At 65.7% G+C, this 18728-nt stretch carries 15 protein-coding genes; 6 read left to right on the forward strand and 9 right to left on the reverse strand.

Annotation, left to right across the window (positions count from 1 at the left end):
• Nucleotides 1–52 precede the first annotated feature (52 nt).
• Nucleotides 53–826, reverse strand: a complete 774-nt coding sequence (locus HAP54_RS45680; protein WP_166297926.1) for a ferredoxin--NADP reductase — start codon at nucleotides 824–826, stop codon at nucleotides 53–55.
• A gap of 171 nt (nucleotides 827–997) precedes the next feature.
• Here HAP54_RS45680 and HAP54_RS45685 point away from each other — a divergent pair, with 171 nt between their 5' ends.
• The 3 genes from HAP54_RS45685 (at nucleotide 998) to HAP54_RS45695 (ending at nucleotide 4525) form a co-directional block, all read left to right on the forward strand.
• Nucleotides 998–2194 (forward strand): amidohydrolase family protein, encoded by a 1197-nt coding sequence (locus HAP54_RS45685; RefSeq protein ID WP_166297927.1) that lies wholly within the window; start codon nucleotides 998–1000, stop codon nucleotides 2192–2194.
• A 259-nt stretch (nucleotides 2195–2453) separates the two neighbouring features.
• Nucleotides 2454–3854: a selenium-binding protein SBP56-related protein gene (locus tag HAP54_RS45690; RefSeq protein ID WP_166297928.1), complete on the forward strand. Its 1401-nt coding sequence runs from the start codon at nucleotides 2454–2456 to the stop codon at nucleotides 3852–3854.
• Between the two features lie 2 nt (nucleotides 3855–3856).
• Nucleotides 3857–4525 (forward strand): hypothetical protein, encoded by a 669-nt coding sequence (locus tag HAP54_RS45695; protein ID WP_166297929.1) that lies wholly within the window; start codon nucleotides 3857–3859, stop codon nucleotides 4523–4525.
• Nucleotides 4526–4795: 270 nt separating this feature from the next.
• Here HAP54_RS45695 and HAP54_RS45700 read toward each other — a convergent pair whose 3' ends face one another.
• From HAP54_RS45700 to HAP54_RS45735, 8 genes are all read right to left on the reverse strand, one after another.
• Nucleotides 4796–5251: a MarR family winged helix-turn-helix transcriptional regulator gene (locus HAP54_RS45700; protein WP_166297930.1), complete on the reverse strand. Its 456-nt coding sequence runs from the start codon at nucleotides 5249–5251 to the stop codon at nucleotides 4796–4798.
• Nucleotides 5252–5266: 15 nt separating this feature from the next.
• Complete coding sequence (locus HAP54_RS45705) at nucleotides 5267–5971, reverse strand: ABC transporter ATP-binding protein (RefSeq protein ID WP_166297931.1); 705 nt, start codon at nucleotides 5969–5971, stop codon at nucleotides 5267–5269.
• Nucleotides 5968–6759, reverse strand: a complete 792-nt coding sequence (locus HAP54_RS45710; protein ID WP_166297932.1) for an ABC transporter ATP-binding protein — start codon at nucleotides 6757–6759, stop codon at nucleotides 5968–5970. Before HAP54_RS45710 ends, HAP54_RS45705 begins: the two co-directional genes overlap by 4 nt.
• A complete protein-coding gene (locus HAP54_RS45715) occupies nucleotides 6756–8645 on the reverse strand; it encodes an ABC transporter permease (RefSeq protein WP_166297933.1) in 1890 nt (629 codons plus the stop codon). The genes HAP54_RS45710 and HAP54_RS45715 overlap by 4 nt, the downstream gene beginning before the upstream one ends.
• A 222-nt stretch (nucleotides 8646–8867) precedes the next feature.
• A complete protein-coding gene (locus HAP54_RS45720; RefSeq protein ID WP_166297934.1) occupies nucleotides 8868–10082 on the reverse strand; it encodes an ABC transporter substrate-binding protein in 1215 nt (404 codons plus the stop codon).
• 27 nt (nucleotides 10083–10109) lie between these two features.
• Entirely contained in the window at nucleotides 10110–10694 is a 585-nt protein-coding gene (locus HAP54_RS45725) for an amino acid synthesis family protein (RefSeq protein WP_166297935.1), read from the reverse strand.
• Between the two features lie 20 nt (nucleotides 10695–10714).
• A complete protein-coding gene (locus HAP54_RS45730) occupies nucleotides 10715–11623 on the reverse strand; it encodes a UPF0280 family protein (RefSeq protein ID WP_166297936.1) in 909 nt (302 codons plus the stop codon).
• Complete coding sequence (locus HAP54_RS45735; RefSeq protein ID WP_166297937.1) at nucleotides 11620–13068, reverse strand: 6-hydroxynicotinate reductase; 1449 nt, start codon at nucleotides 13066–13068, stop codon at nucleotides 11620–11622. The genes HAP54_RS45730 and HAP54_RS45735 overlap by 4 nt, the downstream gene beginning before the upstream one ends.
• Before the next feature lie 276 nt (nucleotides 13069–13344).
• On the opposite strand from HAP54_RS45735, the gene HAP54_RS45740 reads away from it, so the two are divergent.
• From HAP54_RS45740 to pncB, 3 genes are all read left to right on the forward strand, one after another.
• Nucleotides 13345–13812 carry a (2Fe-2S)-binding protein gene (locus HAP54_RS45740; protein ID WP_166307116.1) on the forward strand — a complete coding sequence of 156 codons (468 nt, stop codon included), beginning with the start codon at nucleotides 13345–13347 and terminating at the stop codon, nucleotides 13810–13812.
• Between the two features lie 20 nt (nucleotides 13813–13832).
• Nucleotides 13833–17345 (forward strand): molybdopterin cofactor-binding domain-containing protein, encoded by a 3513-nt coding sequence (locus HAP54_RS45745; RefSeq protein ID WP_224741998.1) that lies wholly within the window; start codon nucleotides 13833–13835, stop codon nucleotides 17343–17345.
• Nucleotides 17346–17406: 61 nt separating this feature from the next.
• Entirely contained in the window at nucleotides 17407–18711 is a 1305-nt protein-coding gene (gene pncB, locus HAP54_RS45750) for a nicotinate phosphoribosyltransferase (RefSeq protein ID WP_166297939.1), read from the forward strand.
• The last annotated feature ends 17 nt before the right edge of the window (nucleotides 18712–18728 follow it).

Consider the following 18728-nt stretch of genomic DNA (forward strand, 5'->3'; position numbering starts at 1 on the left):
CAATTTTGTCGCGAACTCTTCGCAATGACGGGGCTGGAGATCAGTGCGAAGATCAGCGCTCGGCGAACGCTTTCTCGACCACGAACTGCGCGGGCTCGCCGTGATTGCCCTCGACGAAGCCGCGGCCATTCAGCAGCGTGCGGGTGTCGGCGACCAGCGCCGGCGAGCCGCAGATCATGACGCGGTCATGCGCGGGATCGAGCGCTGGCAGGCCGATGTCGGCGAACAGCTTGCCCGAGGTGATGAGGTCGGTGATGCGGCCGCGGTTGCGGAACGGATCGCGCGTCACGGTCAGGTAGTAGATCAGCTGGTCGCGCACCAGATCGCCGATCAGTTCGTCCTGCGGCAGCCGCTCGGTGATCATCTCGCCATAGGCGAGCTCCTTGACACGGCGGCAGCCGTGCAGCAGCACGACCTTCTCGAAGCGGTCATAGGTCTCGGGATCCTTGATCACGCTGAGGAACGGGGCGAGGCCGGTGCCGGTGCCGACCAGATAGAGGTTGCGGCCGTCCTCAAGGTTGTCGATGACAAGCGTGCCGGTGGCCTTGCGGCTGACAATGATCTCGTCGCCTTCCTTGAGGTGCTGCAGGCGCGAGGTCAGCGGGCCGTCCGGAACCTTGATCGAGAAGAACTCGAGCGTGTCCTCGTAATTCGCGCTGGCGACGCTGTAGGCCCGCAGCAGCGGCTTCTCGCCGACCTTGAGCCCGATCATGGTGAACTCGCCGTTGCGGAAGCGGAACGACGGGTTGCGGGTGGTGGTGAAGGAGAACAGCGTGTCGGTCCAGTGATGAACGCTGAGGACGCTTTCCTGGTTGAAATTGCTCATCGCACCAATCCCTGATCTGTGCTGCGGCGGGTTGGGGACTTGAACCCCGTTGACCGGCCGGATCGTTTGTATACGATCATTCGTATACAAACGAATAATCCGGCTTGATCCGAAAGTCAAGCCGGGCTCAAATTCCCGGGCAATTTCGGCAGAAGCAGAAGGAAAACACCCATGGCTCACGACGCGCCCCAGGCCACCGGCCCCAGCAAGCTGGTGATCCGCAATATCGGGCTACTGCTGTCGGGAGCCCTGGAAAGGCCTATCCTGGACGCCGATACCATCGTCGCCGAGAACGGCAGGATCACTGCGATCGGCCGTCTCAAGGACGTCGACACCGAAGGCGCCACCACCATCGTCGATGCCAATGGCACGACGGTCGCGCCCGGCCTGATCGACAGCCATGTCCATCCGGTCGCCGGCGACTGGACGCCGCGGCAGAACCAGATCAACTGGATCGACAGCTACCTGCATGGCGGCGTCACCACCATGATCTCCGCCGGCGAGGTGCACATGCCCGGGCGGCCGCGCGACGTGGTCGGACTGAAGGCGATGGCGATCTTCGCGCAGCGCGCGTTCTGGACGCTGCGGCCGGGCGGCGTGAAGGTGCATGCCGGCGCGCCGGTGATCGAATGCGAGATGGTGGAAGACGATTTCAAGGAATTGGCCGCCGCCGGCGTCAAGCTGCTCGGCGAGGTCGGGCTCGGCGGCGTCAAGGATGGTCCCACCGCGCGCAAGATGGTCGGCTGGGCGCGCAAATACGGCATCCAGAGCACGATCCACACCGGCGGCCCCTCGATTCCGGGCTCCGGCCTGATCGACAAGGACGTGGTTCTGGAAGCCGACACCGACGTGGTCGGTCACATCAATGGCGGCCACACCGCGCTGCCCGACGACCAGATCCGCTGCATCTGCGAGGGCTGCAAGCGCGGGCTCGAGCTGGTGCATAACGGCAATGAGCGCTCGGCGCTGTTCACGCTGCGCATCGCGCGCGAGATGGGCGACCTGCACCGCGTCATCCTCGGCACCGATGCGCCGGCCGGCTCCGGCGTGCAGCCGCTCGGCATTTTGCGGATGGTCTCGCTGCTATCCTCGCTGGGGGAACTGCCCGCCGAGCTGGCGTTCTGCCTCGCCACCGGCAACACCGCGCGGATGCGCGAGCTCGATTGCGGCCTGATCGAGGTCGGCCGCTCCGCCGATTTCGTGCTGATGGACAAGGCCCAGCACTCGCCGGGCAGGAACATCCTGGAGAGCGTTCAGCTCGGCGATCTCCCGGGCATCGGCATGACCATCATCGACGGCATCGTCCGCACCCAGCGCAGCCGCAACACCCCGCCCGCCGGCAAGGTGCCGGAGATCGTGGCGAAGTAATCCGACCCGGAATTTCCCACCGACAATTTCCGGATTCCGGGTTCGCGACTTCGTCGCGCCCGGAATGACGTGACCCGTGCATTATGTGCCATCTTACCGCACCGGGACGTTGCTTTCACCTGTCACCATTGGGGTGTATCGTGCCCGCACGCGAACCTAGCCGGCGGCACTCACAAGAGACACGCGACGATCCGGATTAGTTCCTGCCGCATGCCGCCGCGCCGTGTTGGTCCACACCAGACAAACAGGAGGCAGCACGATGACGATGAGGCCAGATCCCACGTTTCACGCGTCGCCGAAGCTTGCGATGGAAGCTCCGGCAGAGAACTTCGCCTACACCGTGCTGCTCAGCCCGGACTTTTCAAAGCCCGACGCGCTCGCCGTCATCGACGTCAAGCCGGGCTCGCCGACCTACAGCAAGATCGTCCACACCGTGACGATGCCCAACAAGGGCGACGAGTTTCACCATTTCGGCTGGAACGCGTGTTCGTCGGCGTTGTCCCCGCTTGCGGGACATGCCTTCATCGAGCGCCGCTATCTCATCGTCCCCGGCATGCGGTCGTCGCGGATCTACATCATCGACACCAAGCCGGATCCGACGCAGGCCAAGATCCACAAGATCATCGAGCCCGAGGAGGTGTTCAGGAAGACCGGCTATTCGCGGCCGCATACGATCCACTGCGGACCGGACGGCATTTACGTCTCCACGCTCGGCGGCGGCGGCAAGGACGGCACCGATGGGCCGCCCGGCGTCTTCATCATGGACTGCGAGACATTCGAGGTGCTCGGACGCTGGGAGATCGATCGCGGTCCCCAGACCAAGCATTATGACTTCTGGTGGAACCTGCCGCGCGACTACATGGTGAGCAGCGAATGGGCGCTGCCGCCGCAATTCGAGAACGGGATCGTCCCGGAGGACCTGCTCTCGAACGAATACGGCCATCGCCTCCACTTCTGGGATCTGCGCGCGCGGCGCAATGTCCAGACCATCGATCTTGGCGCCAACCATCAAATGGCGCTGGAAGTGCGTCCCGCGCACGATCCGGTTCGCGAATACGGCTTCGTCGGCGTCGTGGTCGATACCACCAACCTCGAGGGTTCGATCTGGACCTGGTGGCGCGAGGGCGGCAAGTTTCACATCGAGAAGACGGTGACGATACCGCCCGAGCCCGCACCGAAGGAGCAGCTGCCGCCGCTATTGCAGGGCTTCGGCGCCGTGCCGCCGCTGGTGACCGACATCGATCTGTCGATGGACGACAAATTCCTTTATGTCGCCTGCTGGGCGACCGGCGAGATGCGCCAATACGATGTCAGCAATCCGCGCAAGCCGAAGCTCGCCGGATCGGTCCGCGTCGGCGGTATCGTCAGCCGCACCCCGCACCCCAACGGCCAGGCATTTGCCGGCGGTCCGCAAATGGTCGAGATCAGCCGCGACGGCAAGCGGGTCTACTGGACCAATTCGCTCTACTCGACCTGGGACGACCAGTTCTATCCGCAAGGCATTCCCGGCGCCCAGGTGATGGCGAATGCGAGCCCAGGCGGCGGCCTTGAACTGGCAAAGAACTACTGGGTCACCTTCCCCGACGGCTACCGCGCCCACCAGATCCGGCTCGACGGCGGCGACTGCTCGACGGATTCGTTCTGCTATCCGTCGGCCTGAATGTGAGTGCAGCCCACTGGACACCGGCCTGGCTGTGGCTGGCGGTCATCGCGAGCGGCCTCTACCACGGGATCAACCCGGGCATGGGCTGGCCGCTCGCGGTTTCAGCGGGTTTGATGCAAAGGAGTTCGCGCGCGCTGCTGGCCGCGCTTGGCCCGCTCGCAATCGGCCACCTGCTGGCGATGCTGCTCGTGATCCTGCCCTTTGCATTGCTCGTCACTCTTGTCGAATGGCAGCGCACGATCCGGATCGGCGCCAGCCTGCTTGTGATCTTGTTCGGCCTCTATCGGCTGATCGACCGGCGCCATCCGCGCGCCCTGGCGCGGATACCACCGACGCAACTCGGGTTGTGGTCCTTCGCGGTGGCGATCGCCCACGGCGCGGCGCTGATGCTGGTGCCGATCTATCTGGGGCTATGCCGCGAGGCTGAGCCGGACCAGGGCCACGCGGCCGCCAACAGCCTGATCGACACCAGCCTCACGATGGCCGTGCTGGTCTCCCTCGTCCATGCCGGCGCGATGATCGCCGCCGGCGGAAGCCTGGCGTGGCTGGTCTACCGCTATTTGGGTCTCAAATTCGTGGCGCGGAGCTGGTTCAATCTGGACACGGTTTGGGCGCTCAGCCTGGTGCTGGTCGGCGCCGTCGCGCTGGCGCTTGGTGTTGCGAGATAATTCTCGCGTGATGCGCCCGTCAGCAAGCAAGGTGGCGGAGGTTGTGGCGACGTAGGCGCGATAGATGACCCGTCATCCCCGCGCAACGGCTCTGCCGTTGTCGCTGGAGGTGCGAGCCTTGCGGCGCACTTGCGCCGCTGGGCGAGCCTCGAAGGATGCACGGCCCATGGCAAACAGCCGGGCCGTCGCCCCTTCGAGACGCCGCGCTCCGCGCGGCTCCTCCAGCGACAAAGGCGAAGCCTTTGCGCGGGGGTGACGGTGATAGATAGATCACCGCAACTTGCCGAGCAGCGCCATCAGCGTCTCGCGCTCCTTGGCGTCGAGCGGCGCTAGCGTCTCCTTGGAGATCGTAAACGCGTTCGGCGCGGCCTTGTCGGCCATCTGCTGGCCCGCGCGCGTCAAACTGACCATCAGCCGGCGGCCGTCGTCGGGATCGGGCGAGGTCTCGGTCAGGCCGCGCGCGGTCAGGCGATCGATCACGCCCTTGATGGTCGCAACGTCCATGGAGGTCAGCCGCCCCAATTGGTTCTGCGAGCAGGCGCCGACCTCCGACAGCTTCGAGAGCGCGGCCCATTGCGTCGGCGTCAGGTTGATGCCGATCTCGCGGGCGAAGATCGTGGCGTGGCGCTGCGACACCTGACGCAGGATGAAGCCGATCTGCTCGTCCAGCACGTAACCCGGCTTCGCCGCCTTCCCGTTTCGCTTCTGTGCAGCACTCCTCGCCATTGTTTTACCCCGCCCTTACAGCGACAGATGCGCGTCGCGGACATCCGGACGCGCATCGAGCTCCGCCATGGTGCCGCCGAAACAGATCCGACCGCGCTCGATAATGTAGGCGCGATCCGAGATCAGCCGGGCGAAATGCAGATTCTGCTCGGAGACGACGATGCTGACGCCCTCTTGCTTCATCGCCAGGATCGCATCGACCATCTGCTCGACGATCTTCGGCGACAGGCCTTCCGAGGGCTCATCGAGCAGCACCAGCGACGGATTGCCCATCAGCGTGCGCGCAATCGTCAGCATCTGCTGCTCGCCGCCGCTCATGCGGCCGCCGGGCTGTCCCCGCATCTCGCCGAGGTTCGGAAACAGCTTGAACAGTTTGTCGCGATCCCATTGCGGCGCGCCGGCCCGCTTCGGCTGGCGGCCGACCTCGAGATTTTCCTCGACCGTCAGATCGGTGAAGATGCGCCGCTCTTCCGGCACATAGCCGAGGCCGCCGCGCACGATCGCGTGCGTCGGCAGCACCGAGACATCCCTGCCCTCGAACATGATGCGGCCGGAGCGGTTCTCGACCAGGCCGACGATGGAGCGGAACGTGGTCGACTTGCCGGCGCCGTTGCGCCCGAGCAATGCCACCACCTCGCCCTCGCCGACCTCGAGCGCGATATCGAACAGGATGTGCGCCGGACCGTAGAAGCTGTTGAGGTCCTTCACCGTGAGCTTCATGCGGATGCTCCCTCGCGATGCCGCGCATCGTAAAGCAAGCCTTCGCCGAGATAGATCGCCCGCACTTGGGCATTGCCGCGCACCTCTTCCGGCGAGCCTTCGGCGATCAGGCTGCCGCGGTTGAGCACCAGGATGCGGTCGGCATGCTCGAACACCACATCCATGTCGTGCTCGGTGAAGAGAACGCCAATCGACTGCTCGCGCGCGATCCGTGCGGTCAGCCGCATCAGCTCGACGCGCTCGCGCGGCGCCATGCCGGCGGTCGGCTCGTCCATCAGCAGCAGCTTCGGCTGGTTGGCGAGCGCGATCGCAAGCTCGAGCCGCTTGACGTCGCCATAGGCGAGCTCGCCGCAGGGTCGCTCCGCATAGGCGCCCATGCCGACCAGATCGAGCAGCCGTCCCGCCTCGTCGCGCGCCTGGCCCGCGGTCGAGGCCCAGAGATTGAACAATTGCCCGCCATACGACACCAGCGCGACCTGCACGTTCTCGCGCACCGTCATGGTCGGGAACGTCGCCGCGATCTGGAAGGTGCGGCCGACGCCCATGCGCCAGATCACGCGCGGCTTCTTGCCGGTGGTCTCCGCCCCCAGCACGCGGATGCGCCCGGAGTCGGGAATGTTCTGACCGTTGAGCATGTCGAAGCAGGTGCTCTTGCCCGCGCCGTTCGGCCCGATCAGCGCCAGAATCTCGCCGGCGCGCAATTCGAAGGAGACGCCGCGCACGGCATGCACGCCGCCATAGGACTTCGTCAGCCCTTCGACCGACAGCAATATGGGGGCCATGCTCATTCGGCGGTCTCGATGCGGGAGGTGAGCAGCGGTGACGACGACGATCCGGATTTGCGCCGGCGATGCAGCAATGCTTCCAGCGTGCCGACGATACCCTTAGGGAAGGCGACCACGATCAGCACGACAAAGCCGCCGAGCACGAGCTTGGAGAGATCGGTCTGGCTGACCAGCCAGATATTGAGCGCCTTGTAGACGATCGCCCCGACCACTGCGCCCGACACGGTCTCGACGCCGCCGAGCAGCACCATGACCAGCGCGTCGACCGACAGCGAGATGCCCATGTTGTCGGGGAACACGCTGCCCTTGAGGTAGGCGAACAGCGCGCCGGCGAGCCCGGCGACCGTGCCCGCGATCACGAAGGCGGTCCACTGGACGCGCTTGCCGTTGATGCCGATCGCTTCGCTGCGCAGCGGAGAGTCGCGCGTGGCGCGCAGCGCGAAGCCGAACGGCGAGAACACGATGATGCGGAGGATCACGACCGCGAGCGCGGCGATGCCGAGCGACAGCCAGTAGAAGTGCACCGGGCTCGCCGCCCAGCTCGAAGGCCAGACCCCGAGAATGCCATTGTCGCCGCCGGTCACCGACACCCACTGGAACGCGATCGACCACACGATCTGGGCAAAGGCCAGCGTCAGCATCGCGAAATAGACCCCGGAGAGCTGCACCGCGAAGAAGCCGAACACGGCCGCGCCGAGCAGCCCAAGGAGCGGGCCGAGCAGCAGGCAGACGATCATCGGCAAGCCCGCCATCTTGGCGAGCAGCGCCACGCCATAGGCGCCGAGGCCGAAATAAGCGGCATGGCCGAACGAGGCGAGCCCGCCGACCGACATCAGGAAATGCAGGCTGACCGCGAAGATCACGAAGATCGCGATCTCCGAGCCGACCGTGAGCACGTAATTGCCGGCGACGAATGGCAGCGCGGCGGCGACGACCAGGGCCGCGATCGCGGCCAAGCGTTCGTTGGTGGTCAAAGGCCGCCACGGATTGACGGTGAGGCCGGGCGTGCGCCGCGCCGGCGCCTCCGGCTTGCCGAACAGGCCCCAGGGACGGACGATCAGCACCACCGCCATCACCAGGAACACCAGGATGATGGAGATCTTCGGGAAGATCAGGATGCCGAAGGCGTTGAGCTCCGACACCAGCACCGCCGCGACAAAGGCGCCGATGATGCTGCCGAGGCCGCCGATCACGACCACGACGAAGACCTCGACGATGATACGCAGGTCCATCGCGTGATGCACGGCATCGCGCGGAATCTGCAGTGCGCCGCCGAGCGCGGCGAGGAAGACGCCGACCGCGAACACGCTGGTGAACAGCCATTTCTGATTGACGCCGAGCGCTGCGACCATGTCGCGATCCTGCGTCGCCGCCCGCACCAGGACCCCCCAGCGGGTGCGCTGGAACAAGAGCCAGAGGACGCCAAGCACGACCGGCCCGAGCACGATCAGGAACAGGTCGTAGCTTGGAATGTTCTGGCCGAAGAAATCGACCGCGCCCTTGAAGCCCGGCGCGCGGCGGCCGACCAGATCGTCCGGACCCCAGATCAACACCACGAGGTCTTCGACCATCAGCGTCAGGCCGAAAGTGGCGAGCAGCTGGAACAGCTCGGGCGAGTGATAGATCCGGCGCAGCAACACCATCTCGACCAGCACGCCGATCGCAGCAACCGCCAGCGCCGCGACGACGATGCCGCCCCAGAAGCCCAGCGCGCCCGAGAAACGTTCGGTCAGCGTGAACGCGACATAGGCGCCGAGCATATAGAACGCGCCATGCGCGAAATTCACGATCCGCGTCACGCCGAAGATGATCGACAGACCCGAAGCGACCAGGAACAGCGACGCCGCGCTGGCAAGACCGGTCAGGAACTGGACGATATAAAAGGCCATGGGCGGTCCGCGTTGGAGTTTCCGTTCACCTCGCCCCGCTTGCGGGGAAAGGTCGAATTCAAGCGCCAGCTTGAATTCGGGTGAGGGGGACTCTCCGCGAGCAGGACTCGTGGAGACAGCCCCTCACCAGAGCCGATGCTTCGCATCGGCGTTCATTCTAGACGGCGGCCGTAGGCCGCCTACGCCCTCTCCCCGCAAGAGCGGGGCGAGGGAGAAGAGAGATCAATCCTTCGGCCGCAGCTTCTCGATTTCGGCATCACCAGGCAGATAGTCCGAGCCCTTGCGATAGGCGCTGTCGACCATGATGCCCTTGCCGTCTTTCAGCGCGGTCTTGCCGGTGAAGGCGCCGAGCGTCGACTGATGATCGATCTTGCGGAAGGTGATCTCGCCGAATGGCGACGGCATCGAGATGCCCTCAGCCGCAGCGATCAGCTTCTCCGGATCGGTCGAGCCGGCTTTCGCAAGGATCGCCGCTGCCGCCTTGATGGTCTGGTAGCCGACGATCGAGCCGAGCCGCGGATAGTCGTTGTACTTGGCCTGATAGGCCTTCAGGAACGCGTCGTGCTCGGGCGTCTTGATCGAATACCAGGGGTAGCCGGTGACGATCCAGCCCTCCGGGGTCTCGTCCTTGAGCGGATCGAGATATTCCGGCTCGCCGGTCAGGAAGCTGACGACCTTGCGATCCTTGAACAGGCCGCGGGTGTTGCCCTCGCGCACGAGCTTGACGAGGTCGGCGCCGAAGGTGACGTTGAGGATCGCCTCCGGATTCGCTGCGGCAACCGCCTGCACCACCGGGCCGGCGTCGATCTTGCCCTGCGGCGGCCACTGCTCGTCGACCCACTGGATGTCGGGCCGCTTCTCCGACATCAGCTTCTTGAACACCGCGACCGCCGACTGGCCGTATTCATAGTTCGGCGCGATCGTCGCCCAGCGCTTGGCCGGCAGTTTTGCGGCTTCCTCGACCAGCATCGCCGCCTGCATGTAGTTCGACGGCCGCAGGCGGAAGGTATAGCGGTTGCCCTTTGACCAGGTGATCGCATCGGTCAAAGGCTCGGCCGCAAGGAAAAACACCTTCTTCTGATTTGCAAAATCGCTGACGGCGAGACCGATATTGGAGAGGAACGTGCCGGTGAGCATCGCGACGTTTTCGCTCGACACCAGTTCGTTCGCCGCAGTCTGCGCATCCGCCGGCTTGCCGCCGTCATCCTTGGAGACGACCACGAGCTTCTTGCCGTTGATGCCGCCGGCCGCGTTGATCTCTTCCACCGCCAGCTGCCAGCCCTTGCGATAGGGCTCGGTGAACGCCGGCAGCAGGGAATAAGAGTTGATCTCGCCGACCTTGATCTCGCTCTGCGCCAAGGCCTGCGTTGTCATGGCGCTCGTTGCCATGGTCGCGACCGCGATCGCCAATCCCGCCCCTACGAAATAACCACGCATCCCGTCCTCCAGTTGTTCTGCAAAAGATTATCGCAATCCGTCTTCGCCTTTGACCTCATCGACCGTCAGCCCGCCGACCCGCGGCAGCGGCCGTCCGCTGTCGGTCACCGCGACCGCGACCATGATCTCGTTGGCCCGCGGCGCGTCGTTGATCTGCACCTCCATGCCGTCGAAATGGCTGCGCACGAAGGCAGCGTCCTTGTGCCCGAGCGGAATGTCCAGCGTGGTGCCGGGGCCTGAGCGCTTCTTCGACGACGGGATCAGCGCCGCGCCCTTCGACAGCACCTGGCGCACCGGCGCGCCCATCTTGGGATGCAGGATCGCGGCCGCGTGCTCGAGCTCGCCATTCTCGCCGACGGCGGCGGCCTTGCCGTAACTGTGCGCCTTTGCGCCATCGATGCCGAGCGCGGCCACCGCCCGTTTCGAAAGCAGTTCGCCAAGCTCCTCGCCAATCGCGATCAGCGGCGACAGATCCTCGACATAGCGGCCAGCAAAGGGGTTTTCGATCACCGCGATCGCGGCGGCGCGCCGGGTCGGCGGCGCAATGGTCTTGCCCATCTCCAAATGGGTCTCCTCGACCACGGTGACGATCTTGCGAATGACGGCGCTCATCGTATCAGCCTCGCTCCCGGTCATGCCAAAAGCGTGTTGTCTGTCGTTTGTCCCTGAAACGCGTGCGCAGCCGGCGCTCCGTCACCAGTTGCACCGACAATTCGCGTTTCGCCCAGTAGACGCAATGCCGCGCCCTCGATCAATCCCGACATCAGGAGGTCGCGCGCCCGCGCCGCCCCCGCCTCGAGCGCCTGCTCGATCTCGTGTTCCGCCAGACGTCCGACATCGCGGGTCACCAGCCGTGCGCCGAGGTCGCTGTCTGGCTGCAACTCGCTCGCCGGAACGCGCAGGATCGCCGGATGGTCCGGCAGATCGACCGCATTGGCGATCACGGTCGCCGCGGCATCGGCCTGCGACGCCGTGCGCGCCAGCACGGTGACGGCATCGGCAATGCCGAGCGAGAAGCTGCGGCCGTGGCGGCCGCTGGTGGCGATGCCGCGGACCGGCATGTCGCTATCTATCGTCATGGTGCGCATCACGCCATGGCGGTCCGGCCGGTCCATCAGGCCGACACTGAATTGCTCGCCATCGCCCAGATATAGCGCGATATCGCCGCCATTGTTGACATAGGCGCGGTCGAGCGTCGCCGCCGCGAGCATCGCGCCAAGGATTTCCTCTGCGACCGAGCCCGCGACCGCCGCCATCGGCGTGATGAAGCAACCGGCGGCAAACGGCGCGACCGCCGCATGCATCCGCCGCGCGACGACGCCTTTCAGCGCATTGTGCTTCGGGTTGGCCGCGCTGCGCAACTCAGGGAGTTCCATGCAGAGTTCGTCAAGCAAGCCGGTAAAGCGCTCCGCCGCAGCCTGATAGGCGGCCGACACGTCCGCATCCCTGCCCTTGGCCTCGACGACCAGATCAATGGGGCCGTCCTGCAAATGCAGCCGCTTGCCGTCAGGAAGAAGCGCGATTTGCGGGAGCCTGGTCATGCGCGCCGCCCGGGAAGATACGGCATCGGCCTGACCTCAGCGCTGTCCCGCAACGAGGACAGCGGCCGGACATAATCCATGTGGCCGCCGAGCGCCGCGTAGTCTGACAGCCGCATCGTGAACTCGATCGGCGCCACCAGCGCAGGGGTCGGCACATAGCCGAAGGCGCCAGCCGGCATCTGCGTGACATCGACCATGAAGGTGATGCCGCCGCCGGGCCAGACATAGACCGGCGCGCCGCCACTGGTCACCCGCGTCAGCGCGTCCTTGACCGAGCGCGTCAGCCGCACCGGGTTGTCGGTGACGCCGGCGCGCAGCGATCCGCCGGCGCCGCCCATGAACAGCACGGTGCACAGCGCCGGTTCGCAATTCTCCTGGATGCGCTCGACCGAAAATTTGAGGTCCGCCGGCATCTCGGTCTCGACCGGCTTCAGCGCCTCGTCGAGCACGTAGTAGGAGGCATGCTCGCCGGTGGTCGAGACCATCAGCATGGTGAGCCCGGGCCGCGCCTCCTTGGCATTGAAGGGACCGAGGATCGACAGCGGATCCGAGATGTTGGTGCCGCCCCATCCGGTGCCGGGATCGGCGACCTGGAAATAGCGGCCGGGCGTCGAGCGCCGGCCCTTCATCTTGATGCCGGTATCGGCGATGTCGAGCAGCTTGCCGGCCTGATGCTCGCTGAGCACGCCGGTGATGTGGTCATCGACCACCACGACCTCATCGACCTTGCCGTGCCATTGCTTGGCGAACATGCCGATGGTCGCCGAGCCGCAGCCGACCCGCATCCGCTCCTCCGCCACACCATTGACGATCGGCGGCTTGCCGGCCTGCACCACGACGGTGGCGCCGCCATCGATCACAAGCTCCACCGCCTTGCAGTTGGACAGATCCATCAGCGTGTCGCAGGTGACGCGGCCTTCCTTCTTGGAGCCGCCGGTCAGATGATGCACGCCGCCGAGCGAGAGCATCTGCGAGCCATATTCGCTGGTCGTGACGTGGCCGACCGCCTCGCCCTCCGCGCGGACAATAGCGGTTTCCGGGCCGAGATAGCGGTCGGTGTCGATCTTCACCTTGACGCCGCAATAGGAGAAAATGCCTTCGGTCACCACCGTGACCATGTCGACGCCGTCAACCTCCGACGACACGATGAAGGGGGCAGGCTTGTAGTCCGGATAGGTGGTTCCGGCGCCGATCGCGGTGACGAAGAGATCGGGCTGGCGGACGATCTTGCCGTCCCAGTCGCCGCTCACCTGGAACGGCACCAGCTTGCCGCCGTGCGACACCGTCCGCTCCAGCACGACATGCGGATCGACGCGCACCAGCGTGCCATCATGGTTGGCGTAGCGATCGCAGGCGCCGGCCGCGCCCGGCTTGATGTAACACATCACCGGACAGGCATCGCAACGTATCTTGTCGCCGGCGGCGACGGTCATTGTGTCAGCCATCGTGACCAAGCCTGGACTTGCGGGGACGGTCGATCATACTGCGCTTCCGCCTCCCCGCCTATATCGTTCGTATACGAATGATCCTGCGCGCGAGCTTGGGACCTGTCAAGCGGCCTTTGCAATCAAACCCTGCCATTCGCTTGCGCACCCTGTTCATAAAGCGTGCACTCGCTGCAGCGCGGCATGCCGCCGCTTGCACGTTTGTATACAAACGTTATCCTCATCCGCGATCTGACGCTGCCGTTGCAGCGCAAACATCAGGGGAGAACCGGGGCAATGCGCCTGACCGTGAACGGCAGGAATCATGATGTCGACGCCGCTCCCGACACCGCATTGCTTTACGTGCTGCGCAACGACCTCGCATTGAACGGACCGAAATATGGCTGCGGGCTCGGTGAGTGCGGCGCCTGCGCGGTGCTGATCGACGGCGTCGCCGCGCGCTCCTGCGTGATTCCGATCGAAGGCTGCGCGGGGCGCAGCATCGTCACGCTCGAAGGTCTCGGCAGCCGCGAGCATCCCGATCCCGTGCAGGATGCGTTCATCCGCGAGCAGGCCGCACAATGCGGCTATTGCCTCAATGGCATGATCATCACCACCAAGGCGCTGCTGACGCGCAACCCGACGCCATCTGAGAACGAGATCCTTGAAGCGCTGCGCTACAATCTCTGCCGCTGCGGCGCGCATATCGAGATCATCCGCGCGGCCATGCGCGCAGCCGGCCACACACTTGAGGCGCGCGATTGATGGCCGGTTCGGAGCAACGCATGCGCGGCTCGCTGTCCGTCGTTCGCCCCGCGGTGCTCGGCGCGGAAGGCGCGTTCGAGACCTTCATCACCATCACCGCGGACGGTTCGGTCAATGCCTATAACGGCCATGTCGATCTCGGCACCGGCATCCGCACCGCACTCGGGCAGATCGTTGCCGAAGAGCTCGACGTGTCGTTTGCCCGCGTTGTCGTGATCCTCGGCGACACCGCCGTGGTGCCGAACCAGGGCGCGACGATCGCAAGCGAAACCATCCAGATCACCGCCGTTCCCCTGCGCAAGGCCGCGGCGCAGGCGCGGCACTTTTTGCTTTCGCGCGCGGCGGAGCGGCTCGAACTGCCAGTCGACGACCTCACGATCGAGGACGGCCTGGTCCGCGGTCACGACAACCGCAGCGTCAGCTATGGCGAATTGATCGCTGACGAGACCATCCGGCTCGAGCTCGCCGACGACGTTCCGGTCAAGGCCGTCAGCGCCTATTCCGTCGTCGGCAAGTCGGTGCCGCGCGTCGACCTGCCGGCGAAGGCCACCGGCGAGCTCGTCTATGTCCACGACGTCCGCGTACCCGGCATGCTGCACGGCCGCGTCGTCCGCCCGCCTTACGCCGGCGTCGATGCCGGCCCGTTCGTCGGCACCAGCCTGATCGCGGTCGATGACGCCTCGGTGCGCGACATTCCCGGCCTTCTCGCGGTGGTGCGGATCGGCGATTTCGTCGGCGTCGTCGCCGAGCGCGAGGAGAACGCGATCAAGGCCGCCGCGCAGCTCAAGGTGAGCTGGAAGCCTGGACCGGCGCTGACCGATCTTGCCGACATCGAGAAGGCGCTGCGCGCCAATCCGTCGACGCCGCGCCAGTTGATCGACAAGGGCGATGTCGATGCCGCGATCAAGGCAGCGGCCACGCCGATGCCTCGGACCTACCTCTGGCCCTACCAGATGCACGGCTCGATCGGCCCGTCCTGCGCGGTTGCCGACTATAGCGAGAGCGCGATCCGCGTCTGGTCCGGCACCCAGAACCCGCACATCCTGCGCAGCGATCTGGCGCTGCTGATCCAGCGGCCGGAATCCGAGATCGACGTGATCAGGATGGAGGCCGCCGGCTGCTACGGCCGCAACTGCGCCGACGACGTCTCCGCTGATGCGCTGCTGCTGTCGCGCGCGGTCGGCCGCCCGGTGCGCGTCCAGCTCACCCGCGAGCAGGAACATGCGTGGGAGCCGAAGGGCACCGCGCAGCTGATGGACGTCAATGGCGGCCTCAACGCCGACGGCAGCGTCGCCGGTTACGATTTTTCCACGCGCTATCCGTCGAACGGCGCGCCGACGCTGGCGCTCTTGCTCACCGGACGGATCGCGCCTGAAGCCGCCGTGTTCGAGATGGGCGACCGCACCGCGATCCCGCCCTACGACTACGAGAATATGCGCGTGGTCGCCAATGACATGCCGCCGATCGTACGCGCCTCCTGGTTTCGCGGTGTGTCGGCGCTGCCGAACACCTTCGCGCATGAATCCTATATCGACGAGCTGGCCGCTGAAGCCGAGGTCGATCCGATCGAATACCGGCTGCGGTATCTGAAGGACAAGCGCGCGATCGATCTCGTCAACGCAGTCGCCGAGCGCGCCGGCTGGACGCCGCGCCCGGTGCGCGAGGCGCCGGAGGCGCAAGGCGACATCGTCCGCGGCCGCGGCTTTGCCTATGCGCTCTACGTGCACAGCAAGTTTCCCGGCTACGGCGCAGCATGGTCGGCTTGGATTGCAGACGTCGCGGTCAACAAAGCGACGGGCGATGTCAGCGTGACGCGCGTCGTCGCCGGCCAGGATTCCGGATTGTTGATCAATCCGGAGGGCGTGCGGCACCAGATCGAAGGCAACGTCATCCAGTCGACCAGCCGCGCGCTGATGGAAGAAGTCTCCTTCGAGCGCGGCGCGGTGGCGGCGCGGGAATGGGGCGCCTACCCCATCATCCAATTCCCCGATCTGCCCAAGGTCGATGTGTTGATGCTGCCGCGGCAGGACCAGCCGCCGCTCGGCGTCGGCGAGTCCGCCTCGGTGCCGAGCGCCGCCGCGATCGCCAACGCGATCTATGACGCGACCGGCGTGCGCTTCCGCGAATTGCCGTTCACGCCGGAACGCATTTTGAAGGGATTGCGCGGCGAGCCACCCGTCGCGCCCGCGCCGCTTCCACCGCCCGCGCAGACGGCTGACCTCAACAGATGGCAGAATCCGTTTGCAAAGCGCGGCGGCGTGCTCGCCGGCATTGCCGCGCTCTGCGCCGCGGCCATCGGTGTCGGCGCAGCTGTGCTGCCCTGGCGCGCGATCGCGCCGATTGCCCGGCCCGATGCCGCGGTCTATTCCGCCGCAACGATCGCCCGCGGCAAGCAGCTCGCAGCACTCGGCGCCTGCGCCGTCTGCCACACGTCGGAACATGGCGTCACCAACGCCGGCGGCCGGCCGCTCGAAACGCCGTTCGGCATCATCACTACGACCAACATCACGCCCGACGTCGACACCGGCATCGGCGCCTGGTCCTATCCCGCCTTCGAGCGCGCGATGCGCGAGGGCATTCATCGCGACGGACGCCATCTCTATCCGGCTTTTCCGTACACGCATTTCGCCAAGACCAATGATGCCGATCTGCAGGCGCTCTATGCCTATCTGATGGCGCAAGCGCCGGTGCGCACCGAGACGCCGGCGAACACGCTGGCATTTCCGTTCAACCTGCGGCCGCTGCTCGCCGGATGGAATGCGCTGTTCCATCGGCCTGATACGTTCCAGCCTGATCCATCGAAATCGGAGATCTGGAATCGCGGTGCCTATCTGATCGAAAGTCTGGGCCATTGCAGCGCCTGTCACTCGCCGCGCAATGCGCTCGGCGCCGAGCGGCAGGCCTCCTATCTCGCCGGCGGCTTCGCCGAGGGCTGGGAGGCGCCGGCGCTGACGTCGCTGTCGAAGGCGCCAGTGCCCTGGAGCGCGGACGAGCTTTACGCCTATCTGCGCACCGGCGAGTCCCGCTTCCACGGCGTTGCCGCGGGACCGATGGCGCCGGTCGTGCAGGAGCTCGCCGCACTGCCCAATCAGGACATCCGCGCGATGGCGGTCTACCTCGCCTCGTTCAACGAGACTGCCGATCGGCCGGCTCACGATGCGTTGGTAGCCAAGCTCGAAACCGCCACCGCCGTCACCACTGCCGCGTCCGCGGGCGGCCGGATCTATCAAGGCGCCTGCGCCGTCTGCCATGAGGTCGGCGGACCGCCGCTGTTCGGCAGCCGGCCGTCGCTGGCGCTCAACAGCAATCTGCACAGCGACGTCCCTGACAATCTGATCCAGGTGATCCTGCACGGCATCGCCAAGCCTGCCGTGACCGATCTCGGCTACATGCCGGCCTTCAGGGACAGCATGAGCGACGGCCAGATCGCCGAGCTCGTCACGTTCCTGCGGCGGCAATTTGTCCCGGGCAAACCGGCCTGGACCGATGTCGCCGCAACCGTGGGCCGTATACGGCGGACCATAGCGCGCTGACCTGCCATGTTCCGGGCAAAACCCACTGGGCGGGCGGCGCCCGGCAGGCTAAGGTTCCCGCATGACCGTGACAGATATCGCGACCCGGACCTACAACCATGGCTGGCGGCTCGACCCGATCGTGCGCAGCCTGCTGGACACCGATTTCTACAAGCTGTTGATGCTGCAGATGATCCGGGAATGCTATCCGGACACCCGCACGACCTTTTCGGTGATCAACCGCTCGACCCATATCCGGCTCGCCGAGGTCATCGACGAGGGCGAGCTGCGCGCCCAGCTCGACCACGCCCGCACCATCCGCTTCGCCAAGAAGGAATTGATCTGGCTCGCCGGCAACACGTTCTACGGCAAGACCCAGATGTTCTCGCCCGACTTCATCAACTGGCTCTCGACCTTCCGCCTGCCCGAATATGAGCTGAACAAGGTCGACGGCCAGTATGAGCTGCATTTCCACGGGCCGTGGACCCACACCACGATGTGGGAGATCCCGGCGCTTGCGATCCTCAATGAGCTGCGCTCGCGCGCGGCGACCAAGACCTACGGCCGCTTCGCGCTCGATGTGCTCTACGCCCGCGCCAAGGCCAAGCTGTGGGCCAAGGTCGAGCGGCTGCGCAAGCTGGATGGCTTGCGGCTGTCCGATTTCGGCACGCGCCGCCGCCACGGTTTTCTGTGGCAACGCTGGTGCGTCGAGGCGGTGAAGGAAGGCCTCGGTCCCTCCTTCACCGGAACGTCGAACGTGCTGCTCGCGATGGATAACGACCTCGAGGCGATCGGCACCAACGCGCATGAGCTGCCGATGGTGGCTGCGGCACTTGCCGACGACGACGAGGCGCTGCGCTGGGCGCCCTATCGCATCCTCGATCAGTGGCGCCACACCTATGGCGGCAACCTGCTGATCGCCCTGCCCGACGCGTTCGGCACCAAGCCGTTCCTGCGCGATGCGCCCGACTGGGTCGCCGACTGGACCGGCTTTCGTCCCGACAGCGCGCCGCCGATCACGGCCGGCGAAGACATCATCAAGTGGTGGAAGCAGAAGGGCCGCGATCCGAAGGAGAAGCTGTTGGTGTTCTCCGACGCGATGGATGTCGGCTCGATCGAGGAGACGTTCCACCACTTCAAGGGCCGTGTGCGCGTCAGCTTCGGCTGGGGCACCAACCTCACCAACGATTTCGTCGGCTGCGCGCCCGACGGTACCGCGGCGCTCGACCCGATCTCGATCGTCTGCAAGGTGACGTCGGTCGACGGGCGGCCGGCCGTCAAGCTCTCCGACAATCCGGAGAAGGCGACCGGCATCCCGTCCGAGGTCGAGCGCTATTTGCGCGTGTTCGGCAATGTCGGCCGTGTTCGCACCGCAGTTCACGTCTAAATCAACGCACCGATCAC

The organism is Bradyrhizobium sp. 2S1 (assembly GCF_011516625.5).
GTDB classification, from domain to species: Bacteria; Pseudomonadota; Alphaproteobacteria; order Rhizobiales; family Xanthobacteraceae; genus Bradyrhizobium; species Bradyrhizobium septentrionale.

Coding starts and splice junctions, on each gene's coding strand:
- HAP54_RS45720 (WP_166297934.1), bottom strand. CDS start 10,082: ATGCGTGGTTATTTCGTAGGGGCGGGATTGGCGATCGCGGTCGCGACC.
- HAP54_RS45700 (WP_166297930.1), bottom strand. CDS start 5,251: ATGGCGAGGAGTGCTGCACAGAAGCGAAACGGGAAGGCGGCGAAGCCG.
- HAP54_RS45740 (WP_166307116.1), top strand. CDS start 13,345: ATGCGCCTGACCGTGAACGGCAGGAATCATGATGTCGACGCCGCTCCC.
- HAP54_RS45745 (WP_224741998.1), top strand. CDS start 13,833: ATGCGCGGCTCGCTGTCCGTCGTTCGCCCCGCGGTGCTCGGCGCGGAA.
- HAP54_RS45710 (WP_166297932.1), bottom strand. CDS start 6,759: ATGAGCATGGCCCCCATATTGCTGTCGGTCGAAGGGCTGACGAAGTCC.
- HAP54_RS45715 (WP_166297933.1), bottom strand. CDS start 8,645: ATGGCCTTTTATATCGTCCAGTTCCTGACCGGTCTTGCCAGCGCGGCG.
- HAP54_RS45680 (WP_166297926.1), bottom strand. CDS start 826: ATGAGCAATTTCAACCAGGAAAGCGTCCTCAGCGTTCATCACTGGACC.
- HAP54_RS45735 (WP_166297937.1), bottom strand. CDS start 13,068: ATGGCTGACACAATGACCGTCGCCGCCGGCGACAAGATACGTTGCGAT.
- HAP54_RS45705 (WP_166297931.1), bottom strand. CDS start 5,971: ATGAAGCTCACGGTGAAGGACCTCAACAGCTTCTACGGTCCGGCGCAC.
- HAP54_RS45730 (WP_166297936.1), bottom strand. CDS start 11,623: ATGACCAGGCTCCCGCAAATCGCGCTTCTTCCTGACGGCAAGCGGCTG.
- HAP54_RS45685 (WP_166297927.1), top strand. CDS start 998: ATGGCTCACGACGCGCCCCAGGCCACCGGCCCCAGCAAGCTGGTGATC.
- HAP54_RS45725 (WP_166297935.1), bottom strand. CDS start 10,694: ATGAGCGCCGTCATTCGCAAGATCGTCACCGTGGTCGAGGAGACCCAT.
- pncB (WP_166297939.1), top strand. CDS start 17,407: ATGACCGTGACAGATATCGCGACCCGGACCTACAACCATGGCTGGCGG.
- HAP54_RS45690 (WP_166297928.1), top strand. CDS start 2,454: ATGACGATGAGGCCAGATCCCACGTTTCACGCGTCGCCGAAGCTTGCG.